Origin of the sequence: Owariibacterium komagatae, from assembly GCF_045865535.1 — a bacterium.
GTDB classification, from domain to species: domain Bacteria; phylum Bacillota; class Clostridia; order Oscillospirales; family Ruminococcaceae; genus Ruthenibacterium; species Ruthenibacterium komagatae.
Window position 1 is genome coordinate 2,548,937 of record NZ_AP031406.1, and the last position, 24,191, is coordinate 2,573,127.

The following is a 24,191-nucleotide window of genomic DNA, read 5'->3' on the forward strand; positions in this document are numbered from 1 at the left end:
TCTCCTCACTCACGCGCCCCCGGAAGGGGGCAAATTCAAAAGCCCCCTGGAAACGGGGGCTGAAGGGTCCGAAAATCAGGTGTTCTCTTCAATGTAACGGACGATGTCGCCAACCGTGTGGAAGTTCTCGGTCTGGTCGTCCGGCACCTCGATGCCGAATTCGTCCTCAAAGCTCATCACCAGGTCCACCAGGTCCAGGCTGTCGGCGTCGAAATCTTCCAGAATGTTGGAATCCATGGTCACGCGGTCTTCATCCAGGTCAAGCTGGCTGCAAATGATCTCACGCACGCGCTCAAAAATCATTTTTATTCCCTCCATCGAATTGCCCGCCTGCCCGCAGCAGGATCGGGACGGATAGTCTATAAATTTTATAGCGTGTTTTCCGAGCATTGTCAAGAAGATTCACAAAATATTTTCAAACCCTTCGGCACCCGGAAACCCGGCGTTTTCACCGAAATTTTTTTGCGCAGCCCCCGCGCATTTTTCCAGTGTGCGCATGGTGTTTTCGCACCTTGTGTGGTAATATTAAACACTGTAGAGGTTTTTGGCGGAACGCCGCCGTTTTTAGGAAAAGGAGTGGAAAGTATGCTGACTGCAATCACGGGAATCAACTGGGGCGACGAGGGAAAGGGTCGCATGGTAGACCTGCTCAGCCGGGACTACGACATTGTGGTGCGCTACCAGGGCGGAAACAATGCGGGCCACACGGTGGTCAATGAGCGAGGAAAGTTCATCCTGAACCTGCTGCCCTCGGGCATTTTGCGGGAGACCACGGTCAATGTCATGGGCAACGGCATGGTCATCGATTTGGAGCATCTGGTGCATGAGATCGAAAATCTGCGCAAGGGCGGCATTGCCATCAGCCCGGACAATCTGAAAATTTCCGAGCGCGCCGTCATCTGCATGCCCTATCACAAGCTGCTGGACTGCTATGAAGAGGACCGCCTGGCCGATGCCAAGTACGGTTCCACCCGCCGGGGCATCGCGCCCGTGTACGGGGACAAATATATGAAAAAAGCGCTGCGGATGGGCGATTTGTTCCATCCGGAGACCACGAAAAAGCGCCTGGCGGACATCGTGGCCTACAAAAATCTGACCATCACCGGCGTGTACGGCAAAGAGCCGGTCAGCGTGGACGACATGTGGGCCTGGCTGCAGAAATACGGCGATGTGCTCAAACCGTATGTGTGCGACGCGGGCCTGTATCTGGACACGGCGGCCAAGGCCGGCAAGAACATCCTGTTCGAAGCACAGCTGGGCGCTCTGCGGGATATTGATTTCGGCATCTATCCCTACACGTCCTCTTCCAATGTGATCGGCGCTTATGCGCCGGTGGGAGCGGGCATCCCCAACCACAAAATCGATTTGAACATCGGCATCATGAAGGCCTATTCTTCCTGCGTGGGCGAGGGCCCCTTCACCTGCGAACTGTTCGGGGAAGAGGCCGAGAAGCTGCGCCGGGCCGGCGGCGAATACGGCGCGGCCACGGGCCGTCCCCGCCGTGTGGGTCCCTTTGATGTGGTGGCCAGCCGCTACGGCTGCCGCGCCCAGGGCGCCGACGAGATCGCCCTGACCAAGCTGGACATTCTGGACGATCTGGATCAGATCCCCGTCACCGTTGCTTACGAGCTGGACGGAAAGGAGATCCACGACTTCCCCTACGGGGACGTGCTGGAGCAGGCCAAGCCCATCAACAAGATGATGCCCGGCTGGAAACAGGATATTTCCGGCTGCCGCACCAAGGAAGAGCTGCCCGCACAGGCCATGGAGTACATCCGTTTCCTGGAAGAGGCCGTGGGTGTGAAGATCCGCTATGTATCGGTGGGCGCGGAGCGCGACCAGTATATTACGCTGTGAACCAATACCCCAAAAGCAGGCGGGGAGGAAATTCCCCGCCTGCCCTTTTTTTGCCATTCACACAAAAAAACGTCCGGCCATACATTGGAAAGAAGGCTTTTTTTCGGAAAAAAGCAAAAACCGGCAAGGGAGCGCTGATGGTTTTATGAAGCTGAAATTCACCAAGATGCAGGGGTGCAAAAACGATTATCTGTATGTGCGGCCGTCCGCACCCCTGCCCAACCCGGAACTGGCGGCCGTGCGCCTGTCGGACCGGCACACGGGCGTGGGAGCCGACGGGCTGATTCTGCTGGAGGACTCCGGCAAAGCGGATGTGAAAATGCGCATTTTCAACGCGGACGGCAGCGAGGGGCGGATGTGCGGCAACGGTGTGCGCTGCGCGGCGGAATATCTGTTTCTGAACGGCCTTGTGGAAGGCAACATCGCCCGTGTGGAAACGCTGGCGGGGGTTCGCACCGTAGAGCGGCTGGCCCCGGGCCTTCTGCGGGTGGAGATGGGCCAGCCGGATTTCTCGCCCGCGGCGGTGTTTCTGCGCGGGTGCACCCGGCCCGTGGTGGAGGAGCTGATCGAAGTGAACGGCGGCGCTGTGCGCGCCACCTGTTTGTCTATGGGAAATCCCCACTGTGTGGTGTTCGTGCCGGATGTTTTCCGGGCGGAACTGGACCGAATGGGCCCGGGGTTTGCGCGCTGCGGGCTGTTCGGCCAGGGAGTGAACGCGGAGTTTGTTCAGCAGATCGGCCCGCTGAGCCTGCGCATGCGCGTGTGGGAGCGGGGCAGCGGTGAGACCATGGCCTGCGGCAGCGGGGCCTGCGCGGCGGTGGCGGCGGCTGTGCGCACCGGGCGCGTGCCCATGGGCCAGGAGGTGCGCGTGGAACTGCCCGGCGGCGCCCTGAGCGTGTGCTGGACGCAGGAGGGGATGACGCTCACCGGCGACGCGGCCCGGGTGTTCACCGGCGAAATCGAACTGTAAGGGCAGGGCCGGGGCACACCCGGCGCAGAAAGGGGGCGGTCCGGTTGGAATTGAACCGGAATTTCCAGCGCCTTGCGCCCAGCTATCTGTTTTCGGGCGTAGGGCGCAAGGTCGCCGCTTTTGCGGAAAAGCATCCGGATGTGGAATTGACGCGGCTGGGCATCGGAGACGTGACGCTGCCTCTGGCATCGCCCGTGGTGCAGGCTCTGCACCGCGCCGCCGACGAGATGGCCCGACCGGAAACCTTTCGCGGCTATGGGCCGGAACAGGGGTATCCCTTCGCCCGGCGGGCAGTCCGGGACCAGTACGCCCGCCGGGGCGTACTGGTGGAGGAAGAGGAGATCTTTCTGTCCGACGGAGCCAAAAGCGACCTGGGCGGATGGATGGACCTGTTCGGCCCGGACAACGTCGCGCGGGTGCCGGACCCGGGATATCCGGTGTACGGGGACATAAGCCTCATGGCCGGGCACCCGGTCCGCTTTGTGCAGGGCACCCGGGAGAACGGTTTTTTGCCCGGCCCGGACGGACAGGACGGGGACATCATCTACCTGTGCAGCCCGGGCAATCCCACCGGGGCGGTGTACACCCGGGCGCAGCTGACCGCCTGGGTGGAGTACGCCTTGGAGCGGGGCGCGGTGATCCTGTTCGACGCGGCCTATGAGGCCTTCATCCGGGACGACACCCTTCCACGCAGTATTTTCGAGATCGAGGGCGCCCGGCACTGTGCGGTAGAGATCGGTTCGCTGTCCAAATCGGCAGGCTTCACTGGCCTTCGGTTCGGCTACACCGTGGTGCCCCGTCAGCTAAAGTGCCGGGGCGTCCGCCTGCGGGATCTGTGGCTGCGCCGCCAGTCCACCAAATACAACGGCGTGCCTTATCCGGTGCAGCGGGCGGCGCAGGCGGCGCTGTCCGACGCGGGCCGTGCAGCCTGCATGCAGGCGGTTGCCTATTACCGGGCCAACGCCCAAACGCTGCGCAGGGCGCTGAAGGGCACAGGGGTGTTCTGCTGCGGCGGCGAAAACAGCCCCTATGTGTGGATGCAGTGTCCCGGCGGGATGGACTCCTGGCAGTTTTTTGACTATTTGCTGGAGCGCGCCCGCATCGTGGGAACCCCGGGCGCGGGGTTCGGCCCCGGCGGAGAAGGGTACTTCCGGCTGACGGGTTTCGGCGACAAAGAGGCCACCTGTGCAGCCGCACAGCGCCTGCGGGACGCAGTGCTGGCAGCGGGATAAACAAAACGGGCGGGGCTGTGCGGCCCCGCCCGTTTTTGTGCTTCAGGAAAAAGATCCGTCCAGATCCACCGGACAGACCAGCACATCCTGGGGGCGGGCAGGAAGGCGGAACAGCAGAACATCGCCTTTGTGGCAGATGAAGTTTTGATCGGGCTCATTCAGCAAAGAGCCCAGCACAAAGTCTCCCTGGCGCTCCTGCAGGCGCAGCCAGCAGCCTTCGGGCTGCACGCCATCTCCGGTCAGAAACACCAGAACATCGTCCGGGAAAGCGGGGTGCCGGTGCGGGTCCAGAAGACGCAGATCGCGCAGCGCCTCCAGCTTTTGGTCGGCGTCGTAATCGTGCAGCCTCTCCAGCGCTTGCGCGAAGCGTTCGCGCAGCGCTTTCTCTTCCTGTTCCAACCGCAAAAAGCCGCATTCGCTGACAGCGGAAAAGCGGAAAAACAGGCGGCAGTCGTCCGGAAGATTGAAAAAAGACATGCGCTGCCCGTCCAAGTGGCCGGTGGCCAGCACTTCCAGCGTCAGGCCGGCGCTGCGGTCGATATAGCCGTAGACCAGAACGTGGTCCCCTTCCTGCGCACCGGGAAACGAACGGACTGCCTGCCGCAGTTGCTCGTTCAGCTCCAAAATGCCGAAATGATGATACAAACTCCGAAAAACAGAGGCCTTCTGCTCCATGAAAGGTCACCGTCCCTTCTTTTTTCTTCAATATAGCATAAGCGGGACCCGGGGCACAAGCCGTGCGAAATGCTTGTTTTTTGCACGAAAATGCGTTACCATAATAGAATAAATGCTTTCAGAGGGGGCGCCGCCATGTCGATCACCAGCAAGTATTACGGCCGCACAAAAACCGGTGCGGAAATTTATCAGTATACCTTGGAAAATGCCAACGGGATGAAAGTGTGCGTCATTGAGTACGGCTGCATTGTCACCAACGTTTGGGTGCCGGACAACGGGGGCGTGCTGCGGGACGTGGTTCTGGGCTACCGGGAGCTGGCCGACTACGAGGCGGGCACCGCGTCGCTGGGATCGTTTGTGGGCCGGTATGCCAACCGCATTGAGAAGGCGCAGTTCACCCTGAATGGAAAAACCTATTATCTGGAGCCCAACGACGGGGCCAACCATCTGCATGGCACTTTCGGCCGGCTGACGTATCAGGGCAGCATTGTGGACGACAGTCTGGTGCTCACAGGCCGCAGCCCCGACGGGGACGACGGGTTCCCCGGCAACATGGACATCACCGTCACCTATAAGCTGACGGATGACAACGCTTTGGTGATGGATTATACCGCCGTCACCGACGCGCCCACCATCATCAACCTGACCAATCACACCTATTTCAATCTGGACGGATGCGACAGCGGCGACGTGCTCCACCAGGAACTCTGGCTGGACGCGGACCGCTTCACCGAGGGCAATGCCGAAACCTGCCCCACCGGCCGCATTCTGCCGGTGCGGGGTACGCCCATGGACTTTACAAAGCCCAAAGCCATCGGCCGGGATATGGACTGCGGCGACGAGCAGCTGCGCATGGCCAGCGGCTACGACCACAACTTTGTGCTGAACAAGGACGGCGGAATGCTGGCGCTGGGCGCCATCGCCAAAAGCCCGGTCAGCGGCATCCGCATGGAGATGTATACCACCCAGCCGGGCGTGCAGCTGTACACCGGAAACTTTTTGGCAAACGACGGCGTCCCCGGCAAAAACGGCAAGCCCCACACAAAACATCAGGGCTTCTGCCTGGAGACCCAGCACTTCCCGTGCACACCCTCTCATCCGGAGTTCCCCTCGGTGACACTTGTGCCGGACGAGGAGTATCACGAGACCACAGTTTATCAATTTAAGACGGAGTAACGAGATTTTATGGCGATTCTTCACAAAAAACACAATGCGAATGCCGGCAAGCGGGCCGGTTTTCTGGCCGGGCAGGCTCTGTGTGTGCTGGTGCCTGCAGCGCTGGCTGTCTGGTATGTGGTCGGCCTGGTTCAGAAACAGCCGCTGCAGCCTGTTTTATATGCGGCGCTGGCCTGTGCCGCTGTGGGTGCGGTGCTGTTTCGGGTGTTCGGCAACCGAAGCGAGATTTTGAAAAGCGGCATCGAAGGGGAAAAGCAGGCGGTGGATGCGCTGAAAGTGCTGCCCTATTCCTATCATGTGGTGTCCAATCCGGTGTATTACATCAACGGCCGCAAGGCGGAACTGGACGCGGTGGTCATCGGCAAAAACGGCGTGTGCATTGTGGAAACCAAAAACCATACGGGTGTGATCACCGGGCGCCCCCAGGACGAATGGTGGAGCCAGACCAAGCGCCGGGGCACCAAGCACATGAAGAACCCGCTGCTTCAGGTGGAGCGGCAGGCGTCCATTCTGGAGCAGGTGCTGCGGGAAGCGGGCTGCAAGTGTCCGGTGCGCCAGATGGTGTATTTTGCCAGCAAAAACGCCCGTGTCAGCGTGCGGGACAGCCGCATTTTTGTGGGCGATGAAGCGCTGCGCAAAGCCATCCGGGCCGAGCGGGAAACGCTTTCGCCCTCTGAGGTCAGCGCCATTGTGGACGCGCTGACCTGGCAGAAGGAAAAAATTTAAAATACAGCGCGCTTGGTTTCGAGCGCGCTTTTTTCAAAGGAGGCGGCGCGGTGCTGTATCTGGAGCGTTTTTCCTTTCCGGATGAGGACACGGAATGGCACGTTTGTTCAGCGGAAAAGCGAACCTGCTATGACTCTTTTTACCCCTTCGGCGTGCTGGGAAGCAAGGAGCTGGGTCGGGTGAGCTTTGAGCCGGTGACCATCTTTTACGGCGGCAACGGAAGCGGAAAGACCACGGCGCTGAACGTCATTGCCGACGTGGTGGGCGCGCAGCGCTCGGCCCCCTACAACCGCACGTCTTTCTGGGGGCAGTATGTGGAGCGGTGCCGGGCGCAGGGCGTCTGGCAGCGCGCGGAGCATGTATGCGTTCTCACCAGCGACGATGTGTTCGACTACATGCTGGACGTGCGCAGCCTGAACGAGGGCATCGATACAAAACGGCAGCAGGTGTTCGAAGAGTATTTGGACGCGAAGCATGCCCGTTTTCAAATGCGTTCGCTGGAAGATTACGACCGCCTCAAACAAATGAACGACGCCCGGCGGCACAGCCAGTCCCGCTATACCCGGACGCACCTGATGGGCAACGTGCGAACCCGCTCCAACGGGGAGAGCGCATTCTGGTATTTTACGCAGAAGATCACGGAGAAGGGACTGTACCTGCTGGACGAGCCGGAGAACAGCCTGTCGCCCGCCCGCCAGCGGGAACTGGCTGCGTTTCTGGCGGATTCGGCCCGGTTTTTCGGCTGTCAGTTTGTGCTGGCCACGCATTCGCCCTTCCTTTTGGCACTGCCCGGTGCAAAGATCTACGATTTGGACCGAACTCCCGCAGCCACGGCTTCGTGGACGGAACTGGAGAATGTGCGGGTGTACCGGGACTTTTTCAAGGAGCATGAACCGGATTTCTGACGCACAGGCGCCCGGCCCAGGTGGAGAGTGGCGGTGAAGGCCGCCTGTTTGGAAAAACTGTCCCGTCCGGGACGGAAGTTTTAACGAAAAAAAGGTCCAGGCACACAGTGCCCGGACCTTTTTCTTTGCCAAACAAGGCGGCGGACCCCAAAGCCCGCCGCCTTGTAAAAAATGTTTATTCGATGATGCTCTTGCCGGTCATCTCCTGGGGCTGAGGCAGCTCCAGAATTTTCAGCATGGTGGGCGCGATGTCCGCCAGAACGCCGCCCTCACGCAGCTTCACATCGCCCAGGCCCGCCACCAGGAAGGGAACGGGGTTGGTGGTGTGCGCGGTGAAGGGATGCTCGGGGTCCTCGTCGTACATCTTGTCCGCGTTGCCGTGGTCAGCGGTCAGCAGAACCGCGCCGCCTTTGGCCAGCACCGCGTCGATCACTTTGCCCGCGCAGGCGTCCACGGCCTCCACAGCCTTGACCGCCGCTTCGAACACGCCGGTGTGACCCACCATGTCGCAGTTGGCAAAGTTCAGAATGATCACGTCGTATTTGTCGCTTTCGATGCGCTTGACGCACTCGTCCGCCACCAGGTAAGCGCTCATCTCCGGCTGCAGGTCGTAGGTGGCCACCTTGGGGCTGTTGATCAGGGCGCGGTCCTCACCCTCGAAGGGAGCCTCCACGCCGCCGTTGAAGAAGAACGTCACATGAGCGTATTTCTCGGTCTCGGCAATGCGCAGCTGGGTCTTGCCGTTTTTGGCCAGATACTCGCCCATCACGTTGGTCAGCACCTGGGGTTTGAAGGCCACGTCCACGTTGGGCATGGTGGCGTCGTACTGGGTGAAGCACACATAATGCACCGGGAAGAAGCCCTTTTTGCGCTCGAAACCGGTGAAATCCGGGTCCACAAAGGTGCGGGTGATCTCACGGGCACGGTCCGGGCGGAAGTTGAAGAACACAATGCTGTCGCCCTCGCTGACGCGGCCGCCCTCGCAGGTCACGGCGGGCACCACAAACTCGTCGGTGACGCCCTCGGCGTAGCTGTTCGTCATCACATCCACGGGCGCGCCCTTCACGCCTTCGCCGTACACCATGGCCGCATAGGCTTTCTCCACGCGGTCCCAGCGGTTGTCACGGTCCATGGCGTAGTAACGGCCGGTGATGGTGGCAATTTTGCCCACGCCGATCTCATCCATCTTGGCCAGCAGCTCTTCAATGAAGCCCTTGCCGGAATCGGGCGGAACGTCGCGGCCGTCCATGATGGCATGGACATATACCTCGGTCAGGCCGGCGCGTTTGGCCAGCTCCAGCAGGCCGTACAGGTGTTCGTTGTGGCTGTGAACGCCGCCGTTGGACACCAGGCCGATCAGGTGCAGCGCCTTGCCGGAAGCCTTGGCGCTGTCCGCTGCGCCGCACAGGGCCTCGTTTTTGAAGAAGTCGCCGTCCTGAATGGATTTGGTGATGCGGGTCAGCTCCTGATAAACGATGCGGCCCGCACCGATGTTGGTGTGGCCCACCTCGCTGTTGCCCATCTGGCCGTCGGGCAGGCCCACGTTCATGCCGGAGGCGCCGATGGTGGTGTGGGGGCAGCTGGCGAACAGCTTATCCAGGTTGGGGGTTTTGGCGGCTACGATGGCGTTGCCGTAGGTCTCGTTGGGGACCCAGCCGAAGCCGTCCAGAATGCAGAGAAGCAAAGGTCTTTTAGCCATAGGTATTGCAGATTCCTTTCTGAATTGTTTATTTGCTGGCCGCAGCCACAATGGCGCCGAAGGCGTCCGCTTTCAGGGAAGCGCCGCCGATCAGGCCGCCGTCCACGTCTTTTTTGCTCAGCAGTTCGTCTGCGTTGCCGGCGTTCATGCTGCCGCCGTACTGCACCGTGGTAGCCTCGGCCACTTCTTCACCGTACAGTTCGCCCAGCACTTTGCGGATGGCCGCGCACACTTCCTGCGCCTGGTCGGCGGTGGCGGTGCGGCCGGTGCCGATGGCCCAAACCGGCTCATAGGCGATGACCACGCGCTTCATCTCTTCGGCGCTGACGCCGCCCAGAGCGATCTTGGTCTGCATGCGGACCAGCTCTTCGGTGACGCCCTGCTCGCGCTGCGCCAGGCTCTCGCCCACGCACACGATGACTTTCAGGCCGGCTTCCAGAGCGGCTTTGGTGCGCTTGTTCACGGTCTCGTCGGTCTCGGCAAAGTACTGACGGCGCTCGGAGTGACCGGTGATCACATACTCCACACCCAGGTCCACCAGCATGTCGGCAGAGATCTCGCCGGTGAAAGCACCGGATTTCTCGAAGTGCACGTTCTCGGCGCCCACATGGATGTTGGTGCCTTTGCACTTTTCCACAGCCGTCACCAGGCTGGTGAAGGGCGTGCAGATGACCACTTCACAGTCCGCGTCTTTCACGGCGGGGATCAGCGCGTCGATCAGTTCGGCCGCCTCGGTGGCGGTCTTGTTCATTTTCCAGTTGCCGGCAATGATGGCCTTACGGGTCGCTTTATTCATACTTGTTTCCTCTTTCCCTTGTATTTTTTACACTGAAAAGAGGCTGCCGCGTGCGGCAGGCAGCCTCTTTTTGAAAGAACGTTATGCGTTGGCGATGCAGTCGATGCCGGGCAGAACTTTGCCCTCCAGATACTCCAGGGAAGCGCCGCCGCCCGTGGAGATGTGGGTCATCTTGTCCGCATAGCCCAGCTGCATCACAGCCGCGGCAGAGTCGCCGCCGCCGATGACCGTGGTCGCGTCGGTCTCGGCCAGAGCCTTGGCCACCGCTTTGGTGCCCGCGGCCAGAACCGGGTTCTCGAACACGCCCATGGGGCCGTTCCAGACAACGGTCTTGGCAGCCTTGACCGCCTGGCTGAACAGCTCCTGCGTCTTGGGACCGATGTCCAGACCCATCATGTCTGCGGGGATCTTGTCCGCATCCACATAGCTCACAGCAATTTCGGCGTCAATGGGGTCGGGGAAGGCGGGCGCCACGGTGGTGTCCACCGGCAGCAGCAGCTGCACGCCCTTCTCCTGGGCTTTTTTCAGCATCTCTTTGCAGTAGTCCAGCTTCTCGTCGTCCACCAGGCTCTTGCCCACTTCGTTGCCCTGGGCTTTCAGGAAGGTGTAAGCCATGCCGCCGCCGATGATCAGCGTGTCCACCTTGTTCAGCAGGTTCTCGATCACGCTCAGCTTGTCCGCCACTTTTGCGCCGCCCAGAATGGCCACGAAGGGACGCACGGGGTCATTGACCGCGTTGCCCAGGTAACGGATCTCTTTTTCCATCAGGTAGCCCACAGCGGTGGTCTTGATATAGTCGGTCACGCCGGCGGTGGAGCAGTGCGCACGGTGCGCGGAGCCGAAGGCATCGTTCACGTAAGCGCTGTTCTCGCCCACCAGGTCCGCCAGGTCTTTGGAGAACTCCGGCAGGTTCTTGGTCTCTTCTTTGCGGAAACGGGTGTTCTGCAGCAGGACCACGTCGCCGTCCTTCATGGCGGCCACAGCGGCCTTGGCGTTTTCGCCGGTCACGTTGTCATCGTTGGCGAACACAACTTCTTTGCCCAGCAGTTCGCTCAGGCGCACAGCCACAGGCGCCAGGCTGAATTTCTCTTCCGGTCCGTTCTTGGGTTTGCCCAGATGGCTGCACAGAACCAGACGGCCGCCGTTCTCGATCAGTTTTTTAATGGTGGGCAGAGCCGCCATGATGCGGTTGTCGTTGGTGATCACGCCGTCCTTCATGGGAACGTTGAAGTCGCAGCGGACCAGTACGTTTTTGCCCTTTACGTCAATATCTTCTACGGTTTTTTTGCCAAGAGTGCTCATTGGTTTAACTCCCTTTCTCGCAAAAATTTGGGTGAGCAGCATTTCTGATGCTCATACATCTTATATTATAGTGCTTTGGGGGATTTTTAGCAAGTGTCGGCATGACAAATTTTTCACAAATCACGGGGCCCGGCTGGGCATTTTGGCAACAAAAATCCGGCTCTGCAAAAGCTGTGCAGAGCCGGGCAAAATCAGAAATAGTCGGAGAAGAAGGGGGTCTGCTGTTCGATGGCGTCTTCCAGCATGTGCACCGTGTCCGGCGCGCACACCAGCCGGCCGATCTTGTGCAGGTAATCCGGCCGCTTGTAGCCCAGGAGCATGGTGGTCAGCGTCTGAATATTGGTGCGGTCGGCACACTTGCAGCTGACCCGGCGGATGCTGCCCCGGCCGTCGGCGCCGATCTCCAGTTCAAAGGTCCCCTGGTTCCAGCTCAGCAGCGGGTCCTCCAGCTGGAACACCCACCGGCGGTCGGCGGTGTCGGGTTTGAAGGGGTACTGACGGATGAACCCTTCCACGTCCACGATGCGGGCCATGTAGTAAGGAGAGATGGTCTCCTTGATGTCTGCATCCTCCAGCAAAAAGGCCAGGGGCTCATCGGTGAAAATGTCGCCCTCCACCTTGGAGATCATGGAGAAGTGCGCGCCGATGAAGTTCCACAGCCCGCTGCGGGCCTCTTCGTTCATGAACACCATGTCCTTGACGTGGAACACATCGTCCACAATGCGGTACATCACGTACCCGGTGGAAATTCCCTCGTCGTTGTAATACACAGCGGCCATCATATCGTCGGGGTCCCACAGGAAGTACTCGTTCCAGGCCAGATCGTCCCGAATCAGAGCGCCGTGGGTCTGCAGGGCAAAGCGGTGGTAGGTGTCCCGCACTTCCGGTCCGTCCACGTCCACGCGCACCACTTCGCCGGATACCGGCCGGCTTTTGGGAAGCTGATAATCGTTGATCTCGAAGGAGATCTTGTCGGAGATGATCTCCCAGCCCTTGCGGCGGTAATAGGGGATGGAATAGGGGAACAGGTAGGAGATGGTCTGCCCCCGCCCGCGCATGTTGGTCAGCGCCTGATACAGCAGCTTGTGCATCAGCCCCTGGCCGGAGTACTCGGGATAGGTGCCCACGCCCGTCAGGCCGCCCATGTCGTAGGTGTGGCCGAAAATGCGCACTTTCATGGGGTATACGGCCACCTGAGAGATCAGCTTGTCACCGTCGAACCAGCCCAGCACGTCCGCCCGTTCCAGCGTGGGGGACTTGGCGCGCATCATGTCTTTTTCTTCCCAGCCGATCTCCTTCAGCTCCTGGTCGGTGACCTGAAACACATAGCGGAGAAGCTGGTTATATTGGGTGAGGTGTTCCAGCCCCACCGGCTGCATTTTGAATTGCCGTTTCCGGCCGAATTTTCTGCCCATTGGCATTTCCTTCTTTCACGGCCGCTGTGCCGCGGCCCTGAAAATATTATACCCCGGCGGAAAAATCCTGTCCAGCGGGCTGCAGATCCAGGGCGGACACATCGTACTGCACGCGGGCGTGGTTGTGTTTGAGAAGCTGCCGGTCCAATGTGTTGCCCGTGCGCTTGTCCACGCAGGTGCGCACAATGTCGTTCACCCGGTACACGCCGTCCGCCTCCTGCACGAAGGCTTCGTTTTGGGCGCGCACATGATACTTCACCGGCTGGGCTGCGCTGCACCGGATCTCGCCGCACAGATAGCCGCCCTCCAACCACACGCACAGCTGCCAGGTGTCGGGGGTGTCGTTGCGCACCCGGTAGTCCAGATAATTGTACAAAATGGAGGTCCCGGTGCCGAAGGGTACCTTGCGGCCGAAGTCCGGGAACAGGTCCACTCCGTCGTGATGATGGTACTCGGTCACGGTCAAAGGCGTGTGCAGCACCATCCAGTGCAAAAGGTTGGTAAACTGGCACATGCCGCCGCCGATGTCCCGGTCCGGCCGTCCCTGCTTGATGATCAGCCCTGTGCGGTAGCCCCGCCGCGCGGTGCACGGCCCCACCAGGCGCCAGAAAGAAAAGGTCTCGCCCGGGCGCAGCAGAATGCCGTCCACCCGGGGCGCGGCCAGGGCCAGGTTCACCGCTTTGTTTTTCTGCAGCACCGGATCCACCTGGCCCAGCGTGCGGCAGATCAGCGACGAGTGGCGGTACACCACCACGGGAAGGCGGCTGTCAGAGTGCGTGAGGGCAAAAGGAATGCGCCGCAGAAAGTCGGCGGCGCGGCGCTGGGCCCGGCACCGCCAGGTGGACAGCGCATAGGCCCAGGGGCCCAGCTGGCAAAACAGCGGGCGGCTTATACCGCCCCATTCAGAAAATTCATGAACGGTTACACCTCTCAGTTGTTTGAAATGGGGGAAAATTCCCGGTACACAGGGCGGGACGCGAAGTAATCCTCCGGGTCCATCAGAGCGTAGATGGAAAAATGGTCTTCATAAGATGCAGTCGTGCCGTCCGAAGAGGTGAAGGGCCGCTGAAAAAATTGATAGGCATTGAGCACCAGAAATTGTCCGTTGATTTGGGCCAGAGGCTGAATCAATTCGGGTTCCCAAATCGGTCCTTCTTCCGGCGCGGGTGTTTCGATGTGCTCTCGAAATTCTTCCATCAACGTCAGCTCGGTCAGAGGTCCGTCCGGCGGAGACAAGGCGAAAAGATGCCGGGAAGCGTATTTGGAGCCCTCCGGCCTGATGAATGCGGACACAACCAAACGATCCCCAAGGGCATACAGCATCCAAGTGTCAGCAGAACTATTTTTCGCGCACGTGTGCAGGATGCTGCTTTTCTCCCTGTGCTCACCTTTGGACAGATCGTAACACAGCAGCATACCATCATTAGAAACGTAATAGACTTTGTCCTCAAACAGTGCGCAGACATTGGGGTAAACAATGCCTTCATAGATGGAAATTTCGTCCAGCTGTGTCAGCGGTGTCTCAATCCCCTCGGGGGACAGAAGGCTCAAATTCACGCCTTGGGTGGGATTTTCATCCCAATGGATTACGACGAATTGACCGTTCCAAACGCCGAGAATTTCTCCGTAAACATAATAGCGGCTTTTGCCGTCGTGAAGCAGCAGAGTCTCTGTGCCGTTTGTTCGGTCCACGCGACCATAGGCTTCCTCACAAAAACCGTACAGGTAATGTTCGTCAGTGGCGAAAAAATTCCAGTTCCCAATGGATGCCACCGGCGTGGGATGCATGCCGTCCGCATCCCGGCGCATCAAGGTCTGGGTGCCGGTGAAGGTCTCACCATCCTCTGCGTAATTGTAGTTCACGGTATACACCGCATCGGACATGGCAATCACCTGCCAGCCCGGAGCATAGGCGTCGCAGGTCTCGTCGGCGTGAAGACATCCGTCCTTGTCGCACAGAATGTGCTGGGTCATGTCCGCAAAATCGTAACGGGTTAAAAAGCCGATGTTTTTTTCATAGTCGGAAAAATAATCAAAAAAGCCGTTTTCAGACACTTGGCCTGCAAGTTTGTACCCCTCAAGAGGCAGACCGAAGTAGAGAAGGTCTGAGGAGATGGGTTGCGGCGCAGACGGCGCGTCAGAGGACGCAGGCGGGGCCGCGGCGCAGCCTGTCAGCAGCACTGCCGCCAGAAGCAAGGCAAGCCGTTTCATGAAAAACCTCCTTTGTCTTCAAACCGGCGGTAGTTGGGGACGCCGGCCAGAAAATCCTGCGGGTCGATCAGCGCATAGACGTTCCCATAACTGGTCCAGGTTTGAAAGCTGCCGTCTTTCCCCATCGTTTCACGCACGGAGGATGGATTGTCACAGCAGACCAGCAGGCCCCGGTCCGTCTCGGCATAGATACGGATGGGGCGGGATACGCCGTTGATAAAGGTGGAGAGGGGACAAAGGATGACGCTGCCGCTCTCCGGGTCCACCGCCGCGCGCAGATAGGTATTCATCTGGTCCGGTGACGGCGCGCCCAACTCCACCACAAGGACGCCGGCGATGAGGCGGCCCGTCCAGTTTTCACAGGCCCAGTGTGTTTCCCAGCGGTTCGGCGCACCGGCTTCATCCCAGCCCGCCACCTGCTGTCGGCTCCAGTTATAATCGGCAAGCCCGCGGCTCATTTCCCGGGTCTGCCCCGTGGACGCATCCTGACAGAAGATCCATCCGGTGGCAGGGTCCGCGTAATACAAGGCGGTGCCCGAACGGGCCAGCCGGTGGCCGGGTGACGCGTCCAGAGCAGGGTCCCATCCAAGGCGGTACACCTGCCCGTCGGGGGCGGTCATGGTCAAACGGGAAGTGAGATCAGAGCCCTTATCCGGGTTTGCGCGCTCCACCATGGTCACGTGACAGTCCGGCAGATCGATGCGGACAAAATCCGGACCGCGATAGGTGAACAGGGACGCGCCGTCGGTGTACATTCCGGCGCTGAAAAACCATTCGCCGCCGATTTGGCCCAGTTGTTCGGAGTTTTGACCGTGCAGATCCCGCCGGCTGACCAGAAACCCCTGGGCGAAATCATCGGGGTCTGCGTTTTCAAAAAAATACAGCCTGTCGCCCAGCCGCAGAGGGTCGGACGGCACCGCAGCGGGGCAGGCGTCGCTGTCATGCGTGCAGCCCGGCACGTCGCATACCACCCGACGGGTCACGGTTTCAAAATCATAAAAGGTCAGCAGCCTGGGGCCGCCCTCGCGCAGGATCTCAGCCAGAAAAAAGCCGTCTTCGGTCATGGCGGCAGTGGGATTGCCCAGCGCGGGCAGCTCTTCCAGAAAGACCGGGTTGTCCGTCTGCCCCGGGTCCGCCGGGGCGCTCTGGGGCGCAGAGACCGGGGAGGGGGTGTCCGCGCAGCCTGCCAGCAGCGCCAGAAGGCATACCGCGCACAGCAGTTTGCGCATGAACACTCACTCCTCACTGGAAAATTCCCGGTAATTTTCTCGGCCCGCCAGGTAGTCCTCCACACTGGTCAGGGCGTATACATTTTGAGTGGCCCAAAAGGTGCCGTCCTCATTTTCATACGTAAAGCACTGCACCGCGCAGCACACCACCAGCTCCTCGCCCCACTGGTCCATCACGGTCACCGGTTCGGGCTGGCTGTTGTAACCGCTTCCCAGTTCCGGGTCATAATCCCGAAATTCCTGACACTGGGGCAGCTGGGACACCGTGCCGTCTTCGTTCATCCGAAAGACCGCCTGCTCCAGATGGTCGTCCCCGAGGTCCACTACCCGGACGATGGGAGTGTTCTGCACCTTCGAAAGATACCAGCGCTGGCATTTGTAAAAATCATCGCCTTCCAGCGCGTTGTAAGGCCGCAGTGCCTGAGTGACGGTGCGAACCTCGCCGGTTTCCACATGCACGGCCATCACGTCTCCGGTGGGCCGGTCCAGATACAGCATCTCGTTTTGAATCAGCACGCAGTCGAAATCGGAAAAGTGCGCGGGGTCGATCCGGGCCACTTCGGTCACCGTTCCATCCCGGTCCAACAGGCACAGGCGAGCGGGCTCTTCCCGGCTCCAGTCCCAGCTCACGGCCACAAAACGGTCCTGCCAGACCCCCAGCACACGCCCGTAGTCGGAAAAATCCTTCCCGAGGCCATGGGCCAGAAAGGTCTCGGTGCCGTCCGCCCGGCTCACCCGGCCGTAGGCACCCTCGCAGAAGCCGTACAGAAATTCTTCGTCCGCCCCCACAAAATTCCAGTATCCCAGCGTGCCCACCAGCCGGGGATGGGTGCCGTCCGCATCCCGGACGGACAGCTCGTAAAGCCCCCGGCTGTCGTCCAGTTCCAGCGTGTACACCGCGTCCTCCAGAACCACCAGAGGATAGCCGCTCAGCCGCGCCTCGCACTTTGCGCCGGTGTGGTCGCAGTCCGGCACCGTACAGGGAATGTGCATGGTCCCGTCCCGGAAATCCCACCGGCCCAGCCGGGTGCCGGCCTCGCTGTTGGCCGGGTCGTAGTAATAGGAAAAAAAGCCGTTTTCATTGACGGATGAAAGGGCCGACGTCAAGGTGCTTACCGCGGCGGCCGGCTCCGAATCCGGAAGGCTGGCCACGCCGGAGGAAGCCGGCGCGCAGGCTGCCAGCGTCAGCGCCAGCAAAACACAGAACAGACGTTTCATAAAATCCTCCTGTTCAGATGGAAAGCGACGTCATCATCCGGTATTCCGGCCGCCCGGCGAAAAAGTCCTCCGGGGTCAAAAAACCGTACAGAGTGCGGTCGCTTTCATAAGTGACAAAGCCGCCGTCCTGCCCCATGGTGGTGCGCATCACACGCTCGTGCTGGCTGACCAGCAGGCCGTGTTCGGTCTCAGCCCACACCGCCACCGGATGAGAGTAACCGTTCCAGTAATCGGTCAGGGGGCAGGGGCTGATCTCCCCGCTGGAGAGGTCCACTGCATAGCAGGTCGAGGACAGCAGATCCGGCTCAGTCACATCCACCAGCAGCTTGCCGTCCACCACCTGGCCGCCCCAGCTTTGCACGCTGCTCCAGTCGTCCTCGGTCCGGACCCAGCGATACGAGGTCAGTGCATCGGTCACGGGTTGGGACTCGCCCGAGGAATTGCCGGCGTACACGATGCCGGTTTTGGTGTCGGCCCAGTACAGGGTGTCCTGCTCCAGACACAAAAGTTTGACGCTGCCCTGGGCAAAGCGGAAGAGGGGCTGCAGGGAGTAGTCGTCCTGCATCAGGCTCAGTACCCGCGTGGAGGGATCGTCTGTCTCAGTGGTATCCCAGAGCACACGGTCCCCCAGGATGCCCAGCGGGGAGCGGCTCTCCGTCAGAAAACGCCGTTTCAGCACGGTTTCCAGCCCGGTGGAAACATCCAGCCGGACCAGATCTCCGTTCAGGCAGGCGTACAGCGCGCTTCCGTCGGTGTAGGGCGTGACGCTCTGCCAGCCATCCAGCACCAGACGCTGGTCCAGCAGGCGGCCGTCCTGCGCGCTGCGCCTCTCCAGACGGGTGTAATGGCCGTAAGGGGTGCTGGTGTCTGCGGTCATCGCCAGCAGCGTATCCCCCACCAGATAGATGGTCCCGGAGCAGGCCGCAGGGCAGGCGTCGCTGTCGTGGGTGCAGTCCGGCACGTCGCACAGCACCCGCTGGCCCATTTCCTCAAAGTCATAGAAGGTCAGCATGCTGGGTCCCTCCTCAGAGAGCGTGTCCACCGCAAAAAAGCCCTGTTCGTTCAGGGCAGACCCGGGGCCGGGCGCCAGAAGCCGCAGCTCGCTTTGCGGGACAGCGGGGGCCGGATCCGTGGCCTGTGCAGGGGCGGCGCAGCCGGTCAGCAGTGTCAGCGCAGTCAGCACCGCAATTTGACGCAGTTTCACAATCCGTTCCTCCTCTCATTCCGGCGGCATCATAGTCAGCGTGATGCTCAGAGAATAGCTTCCGTCGGGTTCATACGTCTGTGCATGCACCACAAGGCGCAGGTTCGCCTGATTGCTGCGGATGCACCAGTAACCATCCGAACTGGCCAGCTGAACGGGTTCCCAGTCCAGTTCCTCCAGGCCCAGCACCAGGGTGATATCCTCCAAAACGCCGTAGGGGTCTTCCAGTGCGGGCGTGATTTCCAAATCGTAAAAACCGTTGACAAACAGGTTCATCTGCACAGGGGTGACTTTGTCCGGCGCCGTGACCACCGTCAGCGTGCCGAAGGGGGTGAACACGTCCTGGTCATAGAAACGAAGTTCCAGCGAGGAAAAGGCCTTGTGCAGCGCATAGCCCACCGGAATCACCCGGGCCGCCCGCAACTCCATCTGTTCCAGCAGGTCGGTCCAGCCGTCGGGCAGGGCGGGAGCCAGCTTTTCCATGGGCTTGCGAATGTCTTTCTTGGAGCAGTTCAACTGGATCTCCTCGTCCAGGGTATAGGGGGAGTAATCGTCCGGGTCCTGCATCAGAGCCAGCTGATACAGCCACGCCACCAGAGGGATCTCCATGGCTTCGGGCGAGGGTGCCCCAATGTCCGGCGAGGCCAGCGGATGCACGGCCTCCAGACGGTCGCGGTCCGCCTGTTCCATGGCGGCCAGCGGTCCCAGCGCCGCGGCGGCCAGAAGCACGGGCACGCACAAAACGGCCAGAAGGCCGGTCAGTCCTGCACGTCGCATGGCGCCGCCTCCTTTTCCAGAGAAAACCGCACGGTGGTTCCCTCGCCCAGGGTGCTTTCAAAGTGCAGGCTGCCTCCGTGCAGCTCGGCGATGCGGTTGCACAGCGCCAGACCCAGTCCGCTCCCGTTCTCCGAGCGGGAACGGCTTTTGTCCACCATGTAGAACGGCTCGATGATGCGGGGCAGTTCCGCAGGCGGGATGCCTCGCCCTGTGTCCGAAACAGCCAGTTCCACCCGGTCGGGCTGTTCGGTGACCGTGATGCGCACGCACCCGTCCTTGGGAGCGGCGTGGGCCGCGTTTTCCACCAGGTTCCACAAAAGGTCCGCGGCCAGACTTCGGTCAGCCCGCACATACAGCCCGCCGCTTTCGGGCATCAGCACCCGCACCCCGGGCAGACCTGCCGCAGCGGCCCGCACGTCGTTTAAAATGCCGCTCAGCGGCGTGGGGACCAGTTGAAGCTTTTCCTCGCCCAGACGCATCAGCGCCATCAGCCGGCGGGACAGCGTCTCCAGCCGTTTGGACTCGTGATAAATGTAATCGGCGGCTTTCTGGCGTGTGGCCAGGTCCACTTCCCGGGTGCGCAGCATGGAGGCGTAGCCCAGCATGGCCGTCATGGGGGTTTTCACTTCGTGGGTGAAGGCAGACACAAAATCGTCCCGCTGGCGGATGCTCTCCCGCAGGGCCTGGTCCCGGGCCTCAATGGCCTCGGCCATGCGGTCGAACTCCCGGCTCAGGGAGCCCACCTCGTCCCGGCTCACAAAGCCGGTGCGCTCGTCGTACACGCCGCCCGCAATACGCTGCGCCGCGGCCTGCAGACGCCGCAGCGGGCGCAAAACCGCCCCGGACACCAGCGCGGTCAAAAGCGCCACGGCGGCCAAAAGAACGGCGGCGATGCGCCAGAACCGGTGCAGCTGTTCCGTGCGCTCGGTGTACAGTGCGGTTACTTCAAAGGCGCTGATCAAATACAGATCCGTCTGCGCGGGCAGGGCGCTGGCTTCAAGAAACCAGATGCGGTCCCCGTGCTGGCGGTACACAAAGCCCGTGTCGGCTGCCTCCACCGCATCGTACAGGTCCATTTTGTCCAGTTCTTCGGGCAGGTTGGAAAAGAGCAGGGCATACCCCGCATCCGCCAGCGCCAGCGCTCCGTCGGGCACACCGGCGGCCGCCTCGGCACCTGCCTGGCTGGGGCTGGGGTCGTCCTGCCGGGCCAAAAACGTGGTCACCAGGTCCAGCTGGCTGGCGTGTGATGCGGTGTATCGCCGGGCAGCGTCGTCCATGGATGACATGAAATTCTGATGGATCATCCAGTAGCCGCCCAAAAGGAACAATGAGCCGGTCACGGCCAGAAGGCTCAGGCTCAGCTTCCATTTCAGTTTCAAGGCGCTCCCTCCTCCAGAAGGTAACCGATTTTATAAAGGGTGCGGATCTCACTGTGCCAGCCCAGTTTTTTGCGCAGACGCTGCACGTGCAGATCCAGTGTGCGGCTGCCCTCTTCGGGCATTTCGCCCCAGATGCGTTCAAACAGCGCGTCCCGGTACAGCGTCACGCCCCGGTTGCGCAGAAACACTTCCAGCAGATCGTATTCCCGGGGCGTCAGGGACACATCCTCGCCGTTTTTGCGCACCCGGCGGGCCGTGGGGTCCAGCACCACGCCAAAGGCATGCAGCACCGTGTTGCCCCGCCCGGTGCGGCGCAGAACCGCTTCCACCCGGGCGGCCAGCTCCTCCGGTTCAAAGGGCTTGCAGATATAGTCCTGCGCGCCCATGCGCAGCCCCTTCACCCGGTCCGCCACGGCGATGCGCGCGGTGAGAAAGATGACCGGGGTCTCATCTGCAATGTACTGTTTCAATTCATAACCGTCAAAGCCGGGCAGCATAATGTCCAGCAGAATCAGCGACCAGCGGCCTGTTTCGATGCAGTCGGCCGCGGCGCGCCCGTCGCACACCACGTGGCAGGGCCAGCCGGCGTGTTCCAGCGTCAGGGCGATCAGGTCCGCAATGGCTGCCTGGTCTTCTACGATCAAAATCGGGTCCATATGCTCCGCTCCTTGTCTCGTTCTGCCCTCATTGTAGCACGGTTTGTATCAAAAGTGCATCCGGGCGTAAAAAAAGGCGCCCGGCCAAAAGGCCGGACGCCGGAAAACGCCCAAAACTCAGCTGGAAACACCCAGGATGATGGTCACGATGCGCAGCACGAACAGCGCGCCCACGATCCACATAACCGGATGAATGTCCTTGATTTTGCCGCGGACCACTTTCAGCACCAGCCAGGCCAGAACGCCGAACATGATGCCGTTGGCGATGGAGTAGGTGAAGGGCATCATGATGATGGCCACAAACGCACCCAGAACATCGGCCATGTCGCCCTCGAACTTCACCTTGGAAACGCTGCTCATCATCAGCATGCCCACGATCACCAGCGCCGGAGCGGTGGCAAAGCCGGGGATGGCCAGGAAGATGGGAGCCAGGAAGATGGACAGAATGAACAGAACCGCAGTGGTCAGCGCGGTCAGACCGGTGCGGCCGCCCTCGGCCACGCCGGCGGAAGATTCCACGTAGCTGGTAACGGTGGAGGTGCCCATGCAGGCGCCGGCCACGGTGCCGATGGCGTCGGCCATCAGAGCGCGGCCCACGCGGGGCAGCTTGCCCTCTTTGTCCAGCATGTCGCCCTTGGCGGCCACGCCGATCAGGGTGCCGACGGTGTCAAACAGGTCCACGAACAGGAACGCGAACACGATGACCGCGAAGTCCACCACGTTGGAAGCCGCATAGCTGAAATCGAACTTGAAGGCGATCTCGCCCATGCCCGCGAAGCCGGCCATAAAGCTGTTGTTGGCAAAGTCGGGCAGAACGGAAACGCCGGTGTACCAGCCGGACAGCTGAGCGAAGATGCCCAGGATCCAGGTGATCAGGATGCCCCACAGGATGGCACCCTTGATGTTGTAATACAGCATGATGCCGATGAGGGCGATGCCGATCAGAGCCAGCGCCACGCTGGCGTCGCCCACATTGCCCAGAGCAACCAGGGTGCTCTCGTTGGCAACGATGACGCCCGCGCCCTTCAGGCCCACGATGGAGATGAACAGGCCGATGCCGGCGGTGATGCCGTATTTCAGGTTTTCAGGGATGGAGTTCACCAGCGTCTCGCGGAATTTGAACGCGGACAGGATGATGAAGATGATGCCTTCCACCAGGATGGCGGTCAAAGCGATGCGCCAGGGGTCCTCAATGCCCTGTGCGGACAGGCTGCCGCAAACAGTGTAGGCGAAATAGGCGTTCAGGCCCATGCCGGAAGCCAGCGCGATGGGGTAGTTGGCCCAGAAAGCCATGATGACGGTGGCAAACGCAGCAGAGAGCGCCGTGGCCACAAACACGCCCGCCGTGTTCATGCCGGCCGCGCCCAGCATGCTGGGGTTGACAGCCAGAATGTAGGCCATCGCAAGGAAGGTGGTGATACCGGCGATGATTTCGGTCTTCACCGTGGTACCATGTTCTTTCAGACGAAAGAATTTTTCCATGATTGTTCCTCCTGTAAAAAGAAAAAATAGATCGTATATCGAAAGGGGACACGCCCCGTTTCGCAAAAAGAAGGCGCGGGCCTCTCACCGGGACCCGCGCCTTCGAAACGGCATAACAACGCCGCTTCGATAGCCGGGTGATTTACGGCCGCCCGCTAGAAACTGCCGGCCCCTATCGCCGGCGATATATCGAAGTCAATTGTGAACAATTTATGAAAATACACTTTTATTCTACCGAATCCCATTCGGTTTGGCAATGCACGTTTGCTACAATTTTTCGCTGTACAAGGCACGCGAAAACAGACGAAAAAGCAAAGCCAGACCGGCGTGCCGGTCTGGCTTTGGGAAAAATCAGCGTTTCGTTTCGTCCATGGTCATCATTTCCTTGGCGCTGGCCACAAGGCCGGCCAGGTTCTGCAGCTCGCTGGGCACAATCAGCTTGGTTGCTTTGCCGTCGGCCACTTTCTGCAGCGCCTCCAGGCTTTTCAGCGTCAGCACCTTCTGAGAGGGATCGGCCTCGTTGAGCATCTTGATGGAGTCGGCCAGGGCCTTCTGCACTGTCATCAGAGCCTCGGCCTCGCCCTGCGCCTCACGGATGCGCTGCTCGCGCACAGCGTCGGCCCGCAGGATGGCACTTTCTTTTTCGCCTTCGGCCACCAGAATGGCGCTGCGTTTTTCGCCTTCGGCGCGCAGAATGCTCTCGCGGCGCTCGCGCTCGGCCTTCATCTGTTTCTCCATGGAATCCTGAATTTCAGAGGGAGGCATGATGTTCTTGACTTCCACGCGGTTGACCTTGATGCCCCACTTGTCCGTGGCTTCGTCCAGAATGGCGGTGATCTTGGTGTTGATGATGTCGCGGCTGGTCAGGGTGTGGTCCAGCTCCATTTCACCGATGATGTTGCGCAGCGTGGTGGCGCACAGGTTTTCAATGGCGGCCAGCGGGCGCTCGATGTTGTAGGTGAACAGCTTGGAGTCCGTGATCTGGAAGAAGATGACCGTGTCGATCTGCATGGTCACGTTGTCCCGGGTGATAACGGGCTGAGGCGGAAAATCCACCACCTGCTCTTTCAAAGAGACCTTTTTGGCCACCCGGTCCATGAAGGGAATCAGAAATTTGACGCCTGCGTCCCAGGTGGTTTTGTACCGGCCCAGGTGCTCCACCACGTACTGGTAGGACTGGGGAACGATGCGGATGTTCATAATGAGCAGAACGATGATGAGAACGATCAGAATCAGAATGATGGGCATACAGTATTCCTCCTTTTTAAATGAGATCCTTATT

Annotated in this window: 22 protein-coding genes and 1 riboswitch; of the genes, 6 read left to right on the plus strand and 16 right to left on the minus strand. The window is 60.5% G+C overall.

Features of this window, described 5'->3' with window-relative positions:
* Positions 1 to 75: 75 nt before the first annotated feature.
* Positions 76 to 303 carry an acyl carrier protein gene (locus tag ACKTS9_RS12680; RefSeq protein WP_349215577.1) on the minus strand — a complete coding sequence of 76 codons (228 nt, stop codon included), beginning with the start codon at positions 301 to 303 and terminating at the stop codon, positions 76 to 78.
* Positions 304 to 585: 282 nt separating this feature from the next.
* Here ACKTS9_RS12680 and ACKTS9_RS12685 point away from each other — a divergent pair, with 282 nt between their 5' ends.
* From ACKTS9_RS12685 to ACKTS9_RS12695, 3 genes are all read left to right on the plus strand, one after another.
* The gene (locus ACKTS9_RS12685; protein WP_349215578.1) at positions 586 to 1,857 is read left to right on the plus strand and encodes an adenylosuccinate synthase; all 1,272 of its coding nucleotides are present in this window, start codon (positions 586 to 588) and stop codon (positions 1,855 to 1,857) included.
* Positions 1,858 to 2,002: 145 nt separating this feature from the next.
* Positions 2,003 to 2,827 (plus strand): diaminopimelate epimerase, encoded by an 825-nt coding sequence (gene dapF / locus ACKTS9_RS12690; protein ID WP_407881204.1) that lies wholly within the window; start codon positions 2,003 to 2,005, stop codon positions 2,825 to 2,827.
* A gap of 44 nt (positions 2,828 to 2,871) precedes the next feature.
* Complete coding sequence (locus ACKTS9_RS12695; RefSeq protein WP_407881207.1) at positions 2,872 to 4,059, plus strand: LL-diaminopimelate aminotransferase; 1,188 nt, start codon at positions 2,872 to 2,874, stop codon at positions 4,057 to 4,059.
* Between the two features lie 42 nt (positions 4,060 to 4,101).
* On the opposite strand, the gene ACKTS9_RS12700 is transcribed toward ACKTS9_RS12695, so the two are convergent.
* Positions 4,102 to 4,734, minus strand: a complete 633-nt coding sequence (locus tag ACKTS9_RS12700) for a hypothetical protein (RefSeq protein ID WP_407881209.1) — start codon at positions 4,732 to 4,734, stop codon at positions 4,102 to 4,104.
* Between the two features lie 135 nt (positions 4,735 to 4,869).
* On the opposite strand from ACKTS9_RS12700, the gene ACKTS9_RS12705 reads away from it, so the two are divergent.
* From ACKTS9_RS12705 to ACKTS9_RS12715, 3 genes are read left to right on the plus strand one after another with little or no spacing between them, the layout of a single operon-like run.
* Positions 4,870 to 5,910 carry an aldose epimerase family protein gene (locus tag ACKTS9_RS12705; protein ID WP_407881211.1) on the plus strand — a complete coding sequence of 347 codons (1,041 nt, stop codon included), beginning with the start codon at positions 4,870 to 4,872 and terminating at the stop codon, positions 5,908 to 5,910.
* Between the two features lie 9 nt (positions 5,911 to 5,919).
* On the plus strand, positions 5,920 to 6,636 hold the full coding sequence (locus ACKTS9_RS12710) for a nuclease-related domain-containing protein (protein WP_349215585.1): 717 nt from the start codon (positions 5,920 to 5,922) through the stop codon (positions 6,634 to 6,636).
* 50 nt (positions 6,637 to 6,686) lie between these two features.
* The gene (locus ACKTS9_RS12715; protein ID WP_407881214.1) at positions 6,687 to 7,541 is read left to right on the plus strand and encodes an AAA family ATPase; all 855 of its coding nucleotides are present in this window, start codon (positions 6,687 to 6,689) and stop codon (positions 7,539 to 7,541) included.
* A gap of 175 nt (positions 7,542 to 7,716) precedes the next feature.
* Here ACKTS9_RS12715 and gpmI read toward each other — a convergent pair whose 3' ends face one another.
* The 14 genes from gpmI to ACKTS9_RS12785 form a co-directional block, all read right to left on the minus strand.
* A complete protein-coding gene (gene gpmI / locus ACKTS9_RS12720; protein ID WP_407881216.1) occupies positions 7,717 to 9,240 on the minus strand; it encodes a 2,3-bisphosphoglycerate-independent phosphoglycerate mutase in 1,524 nt (507 codons plus the stop codon).
* 28 nt (positions 9,241 to 9,268) lie between these two features.
* On the minus strand, positions 9,269 to 10,036 hold the full coding sequence (gene tpiA / locus ACKTS9_RS12725) for a triose-phosphate isomerase (RefSeq protein WP_349215591.1): 768 nt from the start codon (positions 10,034 to 10,036) through the stop codon (positions 9,269 to 9,271).
* A gap of 81 nt (positions 10,037 to 10,117) precedes the next feature.
* Positions 10,118 to 11,338: a phosphoglycerate kinase gene (locus tag ACKTS9_RS12730; RefSeq protein ID WP_407881219.1), complete on the minus strand. Its 1,221-nt coding sequence runs from the start codon at positions 11,336 to 11,338 to the stop codon at positions 10,118 to 10,120.
* 191 nt (positions 11,339 to 11,529) lie between these two features.
* Positions 11,530 to 12,753: an enhanced intracellular survival protein Eis gene (eis, locus tag ACKTS9_RS12735; protein ID WP_349215593.1), complete on the minus strand. Its 1,224-nt coding sequence runs from the start codon at positions 12,751 to 12,753 to the stop codon at positions 11,530 to 11,532.
* Between the two features lie 46 nt (positions 12,754 to 12,799).
* A complete protein-coding gene (locus ACKTS9_RS12740) occupies positions 12,800 to 13,507 on the minus strand; it encodes a VanW family protein (protein ID WP_349215595.1) in 708 nt (235 codons plus the stop codon).
* A gap of 176 nt (positions 13,508 to 13,683) precedes the next feature.
* The gene (locus tag ACKTS9_RS12745) at positions 13,684 to 14,964 is read right to left on the minus strand and encodes a hypothetical protein (protein ID WP_349215596.1); all 1,281 of its coding nucleotides are present in this window, start codon (positions 14,962 to 14,964) and stop codon (positions 13,684 to 13,686) included.
* Positions 14,961 to 16,193 (minus strand): hypothetical protein, encoded by a 1,233-nt coding sequence (locus ACKTS9_RS12750; RefSeq protein ID WP_407881222.1) that lies wholly within the window; start codon positions 16,191 to 16,193, stop codon positions 14,961 to 14,963. The genes ACKTS9_RS12745 and ACKTS9_RS12750 overlap by 4 nt, the downstream gene beginning before the upstream one ends.
* Before the next feature lie 6 nt (positions 16,194 to 16,199).
* The gene (locus ACKTS9_RS12755; protein WP_407881224.1) at positions 16,200 to 17,411 is read right to left on the minus strand and encodes a hypothetical protein; all 1,212 of its coding nucleotides are present in this window, start codon (positions 17,409 to 17,411) and stop codon (positions 16,200 to 16,202) included.
* 13 nt (positions 17,412 to 17,424) lie between these two features.
* On the minus strand, positions 17,425 to 18,615 hold the full coding sequence (locus tag ACKTS9_RS12760; RefSeq protein WP_407881226.1) for a hypothetical protein: 1,191 nt from the start codon (positions 18,613 to 18,615) through the stop codon (positions 17,425 to 17,427).
* 15 nt (positions 18,616 to 18,630) lie between these two features.
* A complete protein-coding gene (locus ACKTS9_RS12765; protein WP_407881228.1) occupies positions 18,631 to 19,392 on the minus strand; it encodes a hypothetical protein in 762 nt (253 codons plus the stop codon).
* Positions 19,374 to 20,771, minus strand: a complete 1,398-nt coding sequence (locus tag ACKTS9_RS12770; protein WP_407881230.1) for a sensor histidine kinase — start codon at positions 20,769 to 20,771, stop codon at positions 19,374 to 19,376. The genes ACKTS9_RS12765 and ACKTS9_RS12770 overlap by 19 nt, the downstream gene beginning before the upstream one ends.
* Positions 20,768 to 21,427: a response regulator transcription factor gene (locus ACKTS9_RS12775; RefSeq protein ID WP_407881232.1), complete on the minus strand. Its 660-nt coding sequence runs from the start codon at positions 21,425 to 21,427 to the stop codon at positions 20,768 to 20,770. The genes ACKTS9_RS12770 and ACKTS9_RS12775 overlap by 4 nt, the downstream gene beginning before the upstream one ends.
* A gap of 117 nt (positions 21,428 to 21,544) precedes the next feature.
* Complete coding sequence (locus tag ACKTS9_RS12780) at positions 21,545 to 22,909, minus strand: NCS2 family permease (protein WP_407881234.1); 1,365 nt, start codon at positions 22,907 to 22,909, stop codon at positions 21,545 to 21,547.
* A gap of 110 nt (positions 22,910 to 23,019) precedes the next feature.
* Positions 23,020 to 23,121: riboswitch (purine riboswitch) on the minus strand.
* Positions 23,122 to 23,260: 139 nt separating this feature from the next.
* Positions 23,261 to 24,157 carry an SPFH domain-containing protein gene (locus tag ACKTS9_RS12785; protein WP_349215608.1) on the minus strand — a complete coding sequence of 299 codons (897 nt, stop codon included), beginning with the start codon at positions 24,155 to 24,157 and terminating at the stop codon, positions 23,261 to 23,263.
* Positions 24,158 to 24,191 lie beyond the last annotated feature (34 nt).

Coding starts and splice junctions, on each gene's coding strand:
- ACKTS9_RS12745 (WP_349215596.1), bottom strand. CDS start 14,964: ATGAAACGGCTTGCCTTGCTTCTGGCGGCAGTGCTGCTGACAGGCTGC.
- ACKTS9_RS12710 (WP_349215585.1), top strand. CDS start 5,920: ATGGCGATTCTTCACAAAAAACACAATGCGAATGCCGGCAAGCGGGCC.
- ACKTS9_RS12775 (WP_407881232.1), bottom strand. CDS start 21,427: ATGGACCCGATTTTGATCGTAGAAGACCAGGCAGCCATTGCGGACCTG.
- ACKTS9_RS12750 (WP_407881222.1), bottom strand. CDS start 16,193: ATGCGCAAACTGCTGTGCGCGGTATGCCTTCTGGCGCTGCTGGCAGGC.
- ACKTS9_RS12780 (WP_407881234.1), bottom strand. CDS start 22,909: ATGGAAAAATTCTTTCGTCTGAAAGAACATGGTACCACGGTGAAGACC.
- ACKTS9_RS12685 (WP_349215578.1), top strand. CDS start 586: ATGCTGACTGCAATCACGGGAATCAACTGGGGCGACGAGGGAAAGGGT.
- gpmI (WP_407881216.1), bottom strand. CDS start 9,240: ATGGCTAAAAGACCTTTGCTTCTCTGCATTCTGGACGGCTTCGGCTGG.
- ACKTS9_RS12680 (WP_349215577.1), bottom strand. CDS start 303: ATGATTTTTGAGCGCGTGCGTGAGATCATTTGCAGCCAGCTTGACCTG.
- dapF (WP_407881204.1), top strand. CDS start 2,003: ATGAAGCTGAAATTCACCAAGATGCAGGGGTGCAAAAACGATTATCTG.
- ACKTS9_RS12730 (WP_407881219.1), bottom strand. CDS start 11,338: ATGAGCACTCTTGGCAAAAAAACCGTAGAAGATATTGACGTAAAGGGC.
- ACKTS9_RS12765 (WP_407881228.1), bottom strand. CDS start 19,392: ATGCGACGTGCAGGACTGACCGGCCTTCTGGCCGTTTTGTGCGTGCCC.
- eis (WP_349215593.1), bottom strand. CDS start 12,753: ATGGGCAGAAAATTCGGCCGGAAACGGCAATTCAAAATGCAGCCGGTG.
- ACKTS9_RS12755 (WP_407881224.1), bottom strand. CDS start 17,411: ATGAAACGTCTGTTCTGTGTTTTGCTGGCGCTGACGCTGGCAGCCTGC.
- ACKTS9_RS12785 (WP_349215608.1), bottom strand. CDS start 24,157: ATGCCCATCATTCTGATTCTGATCGTTCTCATCATCGTTCTGCTCATT.
- ACKTS9_RS12705 (WP_407881211.1), top strand. CDS start 4,870: ATGTCGATCACCAGCAAGTATTACGGCCGCACAAAAACCGGTGCGGAA.
- tpiA (WP_349215591.1), bottom strand. CDS start 10,036: ATGAATAAAGCGACCCGTAAGGCCATCATTGCCGGCAACTGGAAAATG.
- ACKTS9_RS12700 (WP_407881209.1), bottom strand. CDS start 4,734: ATGGAGCAGAAGGCCTCTGTTTTTCGGAGTTTGTATCATCATTTCGGC.